Source organism: Acidovorax sp. (genome assembly GCF_016783915.1).
Classification (GTDB): domain Bacteria; phylum Pseudomonadota; class Gammaproteobacteria; order Burkholderiales; family Burkholderiaceae_C; genus Acidovorax.
Genome location: NZ_JADHVT010000193.1, coordinates 1 through 7150, shown reverse-complemented (window position 1 = coordinate 7150; position 7150 = coordinate 1). Strand labels below are relative to the sequence as shown.

Annotated in this window: 3 protein-coding genes and 1 pseudogene; 1 reads left to right on the top strand and 3 read right to left on the bottom strand. The window is 65.5% G+C overall.

Annotated elements, in window-relative coordinates:
- Positions 1-97: 97 nt before the first annotated feature.
- The gene (locus ISS20_RS22165) at positions 98-1381 is read right to left on the bottom strand and encodes an aminotransferase class I/II-fold pyridoxal phosphate-dependent enzyme (protein ID WP_291439614.1); all 1284 of its coding nucleotides are present in this window, start codon (positions 1379-1381) and stop codon (positions 98-100) included.
- Between the two features lie 383 nt (positions 1382-1764).
- Here ISS20_RS22165 and ISS20_RS22160 point away from each other — a divergent pair, with 383 nt between their 5' ends.
- A complete protein-coding gene (locus ISS20_RS22160) occupies positions 1765-4026 on the top strand; it encodes an ATP-binding protein (RefSeq protein WP_291439611.1) in 2262 nt (753 codons plus the stop codon).
- Positions 4027-4102: 76 nt separating this feature from the next.
- Here the strand turns inward: ISS20_RS22160 and ISS20_RS22155 are convergent, their stop codons facing one another.
- On the bottom strand, positions 4103-6751 hold the full coding sequence (locus ISS20_RS22155) for a cation-translocating P-type ATPase (RefSeq protein WP_291439610.1): 2649 nt from the start codon (positions 6749-6751) through the stop codon (positions 4103-4105).
- Between the two features lie 34 nt (positions 6752-6785).
- Positions 6786-7150 (bottom strand): annotated as a pseudogene (locus tag ISS20_RS22150) (collagenase-like protease); the annotation flags it as partial.

Sequence of the window (7150 nt, the reverse complement as noted above, 5' to 3'; positions counted from 1 at the left end):
CATCGCATCTTCCACTACCGCTAGGGCGCGAAAAGTCTCAAAAATGTGGTGACGAGTGCCTGGCCATGCGCTTTGGGGGCGCATGGCCACCCGCACATCACACCTTGTCGAGCGCCTGGGCCAGGTCGGCCTGCAGGTCATCGATGTGCTCGATACCCACCGACAACCGCACCATGCCCTCGCTCACGCCCGCCTTGGCCAGCTCTTCAGGGTTGAGCTGGCGGTGGGTGGTCGATGCGGGGTGCGTGGCCAGCGACTTGGCATCGCCGATGTTGACCAGGCGCGTGAAGAGCTGCAGCGCATCCAGAAAACGCGCACCGGCAGCCCGCGGATCGGCGTCGCTGTTCTTCACGCCAAAGCTCAGGATGCCCGAGGCCTTGCCGCCCGACTGGCGCTGCACCAGCGCGTGGTCCGGGTGGTCGGGCAAGCCGGCGTAGCGCACCCATTCCACCTTGGGATGGCTTTGCAGGTATTGGGCAATGGCCAGCGTGTTGTCGCAGATGCGGTCCATGCGCAGCGCCAGGGTTTCAATGCCCTGGAGGATGAGGAACGCATTGAGCGGAGCCAGCGCCGCACCCGTGTTGCGCAGTGGCACCACGCGTGCTCGGCCGATGAAGGCGGCGGGGCCCAGGGCTTCGGTATAGACCACGCCGTGGTAGCTCACGTCGGGCTCGTTCAGGCGCGGGAAGCGTGCCTTGTGCTCGGCCCACGGGAACTTGCCGCTGTCCACAATCGCGCCGCCCACGCTGTTGCCATGGCCGCCCAGGTACTTGGTGAGCGAGTGCACCACGATGTCTGCGCCATGTTCGATGGGGCGCAGCAGGTAAGGGCTGGGCACGGTGTTGTCCACGATCAGCGGCACGCCATGGTCGTGCGCCACCTTGGCCAGCGCTGCGATGTCGGTCACATTGCCCAGTGGGTTGCCGATGGATTCGATAAAGATCGCCTTGGTGCGCGCGTCGATGTGCTGCGCAAAACTGGCGGGGTCGCGCGGGTCGGCAAAGCGCGTGGTGATGCCCTGCTGCGGCAGCGTGTGGGCAAACAGGTTGTAGGTGCCGCCATAGAGCGTGCTGGCCGAGACGATGTTGTCGCCCGCCTCGGCGATGGTCTGGATGGCGTAGGTGATGGCAGCCATGCCCGAGGCCACCGCCAGCGCAGCGATGCCGCCTTCCAGCGCCGCGACGCGCTTTTCGAGCACGTCGGTGGTGGGGTTCATGATGCGCGTGTAGATGTTGCCCGGCACCTTCAGATCGAACAGGTCGGCGCCATGCTGGGCGCTGTCAAACGCGTAGGCCACCGTCTGATAGATGGGCACGGCCACGGCCTTGGTGGTGGGGTCGGGACTGTAGCCGGCGTGAACGGCAAGGGTTTCGAGCTTCATCGGTGGGTTTCTCCGGGTGCGTAAACAGGATTGTGTAGGCCGCTGCCTCCACGGGCTGGCTTCACCGCATTCTTGCAGCGATCGGGCCCAGTCTCAACGACGCAATGTCCATTTGCTTATGCGCGGACCCAAGGCACCACTGTCTCCGCCGCAATCTTTTTGATATGATTTAATTGATATATATGATATAAAAGAGGTTCTATCAAGGCTGCAATAAACGGCTGTTTACCTTTGGAAAGCGATCAATCGTCATGGAGCATGTCGCTGAATATGTGAAAAATGATCTGAATGGACGAGCTGCCGCAAGCATTCCTTCGGAGGTCCCGACGCTGCAGGTCAGCTGGCGTACGTCGCGTCTGGTGTGGCCGTTCCTTTTGACGGGCGTGTTGCTCTGGGTGGTGGCTGCGGTCAGTTTTCACTTCCTTTCAGCCGGGCGGGCCTACGTGGGCGGCGAAAGCCTGTGGTCCAAGGGGCAAAAAGACGCCGTGCAGTGGTTGTACACCTACCACCGCGACTGCCGGCCCGAGAGCTTTGCGGCCTACCGCGCGGCCATGGACATTCCCATGGGTGACCGGAACGCGCGTCTCGAACTGGTCAAGGCTGAGCCCGACATGGAGGTGATCCGCCGCGGGTTTCTGCAGGGGCGCAACCACACCGACGACATACCCGGCATGGTCCGGCTCGTGCGATATTTTGGCGATATTGGGCCGCTGCGTGAGGTGCTCGCCATCTGGGAGCGCGCCGATAGCCTGCTGCAGCAGATGGACGCGGTGGCGCACACGCTGGATGCGATGGTGCAGGCGCGCTGCGAAGACGAGCAGGCCCGGCGCCCTTTGATCGCCGAGCTCATGCTGCTCAACGCAGCGCTGACCCCTTTGCAACAGCAGTTTTCAGACACGCTGGGCGCGGCCAACCGTTTCATGCAGCGGCTATTGCTGGGTGTGATGGCCGCCACGGCGGTGGTGTTCCTGGGCGTGGGGCTGGTGCTCGCATGGGGCGGCGTGCGCCGCAGCATCGGATACGAACAGTCGCTGGCTTACAGCGAGCAGCGTTACGAGCTGGCCGTTGCGGGCAGCAATCAAGCCGTGTGGGACTACCGGTTGAAGTCGCGCCAGCTTTTTGTAACGGAGACGTTGCCGCGATGGCTGGGATACAGAGCGCAGAAGTTCGACGCGGGCATTCCGGCTTTTGAGGACTGCCTGCATCCCGACGATCGCGCGTCGGTGATGGAGGCCATCTGGATGCACACGCAGGCGGGTACGCCGTTCGAGCTTGATTTCAGGCTGCGCAAAGCCGATGGCAGCTACCTGTGGTTTCACATGGCAGGCAGGGCATTTCACGACGATAAGGGCAAGCCCACCAGGGTAGTGGGCTCGGTTCGTGACGTGACGGAGCGGCGCGAACTGCAGAGCGCCATGCAGGCCGAGCTGCGTGTACGCCTCGTCGCCATTGCCAGCCTGCGCCAGACCCTTTCTGACATGACTGAGGGCAATGGCGGCGCAGCGGTGCCGCGCAACACGGACGATATGGCGGCAATCTCGGACGCGATCTCGACCCTGGCCACGCAGCTGCGCCAGAGCAAGGAGCAGCTGGAAGCCGTGCTGGGCCTGAGCCCCGATGGTTTCGCGTCGTTTGATGTTGACGGCCGGCTGGTGTACGTGAGCCCGGCATTTACCCACCTGACCTCGCTCACTGCGATCGACGTGATGGGCTTGGGTGAAAAAGCTTTTGCGCAGGTGCTGGACCAGCGCTGCGCCCCCGGGCACTACCTGGGGTCGCTGGAGGCCGTCGCGGACGCAGAGCGGACGGGCCAGCGCTACCTGCTCGCGCTGGCCACACCGGTGCGCCGTGTCTTGGCACTGCAATGGCGTAAAGGGCGCGGGACGCAGGTGCAGTCGGTGCTGTGCCTGCGCGATGTGACACATGAAAGCGAGGTGGAGCGCCTCAAGAGCGAGTTCCTTACCACCGCTGCGCACGAATTGCGCACGCCCATGGCCAGCATCTTCGGCTTTGTCGAACTCATGCATACCCGCGATATGCCTCCTGCCCGACGCGCGCAAGCGCTGGAGGTGGTGTACCGCCAGTCTTGCGTCATGGTGAGCATCATCGACGACCTGCTGAACTTGGGCCGGCTGGAATCGGAAAAAGGCGCAGACATGGAGCGCCAGCCTTTGGACCTGGCACAGCTGGCGGCCGAGGTGATTGCAGGTATTGACGTACCCAAGGGGCGCGACGTGCCCCGGCTGCAGGTGGAGCCGGGTTGCCCGTCACAGGTAGTGGGCGACCAGGCCCATCTGCGGCGCGTGTTGGTCAACCTGCTCAGCAACGCCTACAAGTATTCGCCCGATGGCGGGGAGGTGTCGGTAACGCTGGCATCTGGGCTGGCGCCTGCGGTCACGGTTGACGGCCGAAGCGGTGTCTGGGTGGCGGTGCGCGACCAGGGCATCGGCCTGTCTCCCGAGCAACTGGCGCGGGTGGGCGAGCGGTTTTACCGGGCAGATGCGTCGGGCTCCATCCAGGGTACGGGCCTGGGTGTGAGCATCGTCAAGGAGATCGTGGCCCTGCACCATGGCGCGCTGGAGGTCGACAGCACGATGGGCAAGGGAACCGAAGTGCGTGTGTTCCTGCCACTGGCGAGCAGCTAGACATGCGCTGCGGCTATGCCCACGCCAAGCCAGCGCGGGGCCTTGCGAAGAAGCCGCGCTCATGGCCGCTGTTCGCTCAATACGATTCCGGATGCCGTCTGCGCCAGGCTTTCTCCAGCTCCACCACCACCCCCACCACCAGTGCTGCCGCAATGCACACAGCCAGCTCTTCCAGCGTCAGCGGCGCGGTCTTGAAGATCGGGTTCAGCATGGGGACGTAGATAGTGGCCATTTGCAGGCAGAAGGTGAGTGCCACGGCGCCCAGCAGCGGGCGGTTGCTGAAAATACCCAGGCGCCAGATGGGTTCGGATTCGGAGCGGATGGCCATCACATGCGCCATCTGCGCCAGCGTCAGCACGGTGAACACCATGGTCTGCCAGTGCTCGCGCCCGGTGTGCAGCGCCCAGGCCTGCACCGCCAGGCACAGCCCGCCAATCAGCAGGCCCACGCCCAAAATGTGCTGCCACATGCCATGCGCAAACAGGCTTTCGCGGGGTGCGCGGGGCGGGCGCTGCATGATGCCGCGCTCGGCGGGCTCGGCCGCGAGTGCCAGGCCGGGCAGGCCGTCGGTGACGAGGTTAACCCACAGTATATGGATGGGCAGCAGCGGAATGGGCAGCAACAACAACGGGGCCAGGAAGATGGTCCAGATCTCGCCCGAGTTGCCTGTCATGGCGTAGCGCACAAACTTGCGGATGTTGTCGTAGATGCGGCGGCCTTCGCGCACGGCGGCGACGATGGTGGCGAAGTTGTCGTCCAGCAGCACCAGGCTCGATGCCTCACGCGCCACGTCGGTGCCGCCCTTGCCCATGGCTATGCCGATGTCGGCGCGCTTGAGGGCTGGGGCGTCGTTCACGCCGTCGCCCGTCATGGCCACGAAGTGGCCCTGGGCCTGCAGCGCCTCGACGATGCGGATCTTCTGTGCCGGGTCCACACGGGCATACACATGCACTTGCTCGACCTGGGCGCGCAAAGCGGCATCGTCCAGCGTGGCCAGGTCGGCACCGGTCAGCACGGGCGCGTCGGTGCTGGTGACTATGCCCAGGCGGTGCGCAATGGCGCGCGCAGTCGCAGGGTGGTCGCCGGTGATCATGACCGGCGTGATGCCCGCGCTGATGCAGTCGCGCACGGCGGCCTGGGCCTCGGCCCTGGGTGGGTCGATGAGGGCGATCAGGCCCAGCAGCTCCAGCTGGTTTTCTACCGCGTCTATGTCGTTGGTGTCGGGCAGTCGCGGGTGGCTGCGGCGCGCCAGGGCGAGCACGCGCAGGCCCTGGGCGGCGAGCTGCTGGGCGGTGGCGAGGACCTTGGCGGCGTCCAGTGCGGCAGCGCCGTCCGGCGTCCAGTGCGCGGTGCAGCGGGGCAATACCGATTCGGGCGCGCCCTTGGTGTAGGCCACAAACCCGTGCGCATCGCGGTGGAAGGTGGTCATCCGCTTGCGGTCGGAGTCAAACGGCTGCTCCTGCACGCGCGGCCATGTGGTGTCCAGTTGGGCCTTGTCCAGGCCGCCTGCGTGGGCCGCCAGCGCCAGCGCGGTTTCGGTGGGATCACCAAGCCAATGACTGCCTGGCTGGCCATCCCCGTTCTGTGCCTGCAACGTGGCGTCATTGCACAGCGCGGCGGCGCGCAGGGCCTCGGCATGGGCGGCGCCGGGCAGCGGGTCGCCAGGCACCCAGCGCACGCCGTGGGCCATCAGCAGCTCGGCGTGCATGCGGTTTTGCGTCAGGGTGCCCGTCTTGTCCGAGCAGATGGTGGTGACCGAGCCCAGGGTCTCCACCGACGGCAGGCGCCGCACCAGCGCATGTACGGCCACCATGCGGCGCGCGCCCAGGGCCAGCAGCACGGTAACCACGGCGGGTAACGCTTCGGGGATGGCGGCTACGGCCAGGCTGATGGTGGTGAGGGCCATGAGCAGCGGCGCCTCGCCGCGCAGCACGCCCACCACAAAGATCACCGCGCAGATGCCCAACACCGCAATCGCCAGGCGCTTGCCAAACGCCGCCAGGCGCAGTTGCAGCGGCGTGCTGCGATCGCCGGTATCGAGCAGCGTGGCCACCTTGCCCAACTCGGTGTGCATGCCGGTGGCCACCACCAGGCCGCGTGCGCGGCCATGCGTGGCGGTGGTGCCCTTGAAAGCCATGTTGGTGCGGTCGCCCAGTGCGCCCACATCCTCGGCCGCCAGGGCCTCCGTCTGCTTGGCTACGGTGACGGACTCGCCCGTGAGGGCCGATTCATCCACCTGCAGCTGCGCAATCTCGATCAGCCGCAGGTCCGCAGGGATCTGGTTGCCTGCCTCCAGCAGCACGATGTCGCCGGGCACGAGCACGGTGGCAGGCACCACCTGCACCGCACCGCTGCGCAGCACGGTGGCGTGCGCCGCCGCCAGTTGGCGCAGCGCCGCCATGGCCTGGTCGGCGCGCCAGGCCTGCACAAAGCCGATGACAGCGTTGAGTACCACGATGACGAGAATGACCAGCGTGTCGGTGACCTCGCCCACCAGCCCCGAGATGACGGCCGCACCCAGCAGCACCAGCACCATGAAGTCCTTGAACTGGTCGGCCAGCAGGCGCCACCAGGGGCGATCTTGTGATGCCACCAGCTCGTTGGTGCCGTGTGTGGCGCTGCGGCGCTGGGCCTCGTCGGCATGCAGGCCCGCATCAGGATCAACGCCGTGTGCCTGAGCGACGGCCTCGGCGGGATGCAGGTGGGGGGCTTGAGAAGGGGGCATGCGGCAATCGGGACAGAGGCCGCACGCGAGTGCGTCAGTGCGCGTTCTGCGGCCGGGCTTTGTAGAAGGTCAGGGGGATCTCTTTGGCCTGGTTCAGCACCTGGCGCTTGATCTTGCCCACCACATGCATTTCACAGGGCTTGCAGTCAAAGCGCAAGGTCAGTTTCTCCTTGCCATTGATCAACATCAAGGGTTCGGCCTTGATGGTGCCCTGCACACCGGTGATGCCCTTGGCCTGCTTGGGGCACAGGCTCATCGAAAAGCGCACGCAGTGCTTGGTGATCATGAGGCTGACTTCGCCTTCTTCTTCGTGCGCCTCGTAGGCCGCATCGATCACCTTCACACCGTGGCGCACATAAAAGTCATGCGCCTTGTGGTTGAACACATTGCCCAGGAACG

What these genes read in the sequence shown, in the direction of transcription:
- ISS20_RS22155 (WP_291439610.1), bottom strand. Translation starts at nt 6,751, where the DNA reads ATGCCCCCTTCTCAAGCCCCCCACCTGCATCCCGCCGAGGCCGTCGCT.
- ISS20_RS22165 (WP_291439614.1), bottom strand. Translation starts at nt 1,381, where the DNA reads ATGAAGCTCGAAACCCTTGCCGTTCACGCCGGCTACAGTCCCGACCCC.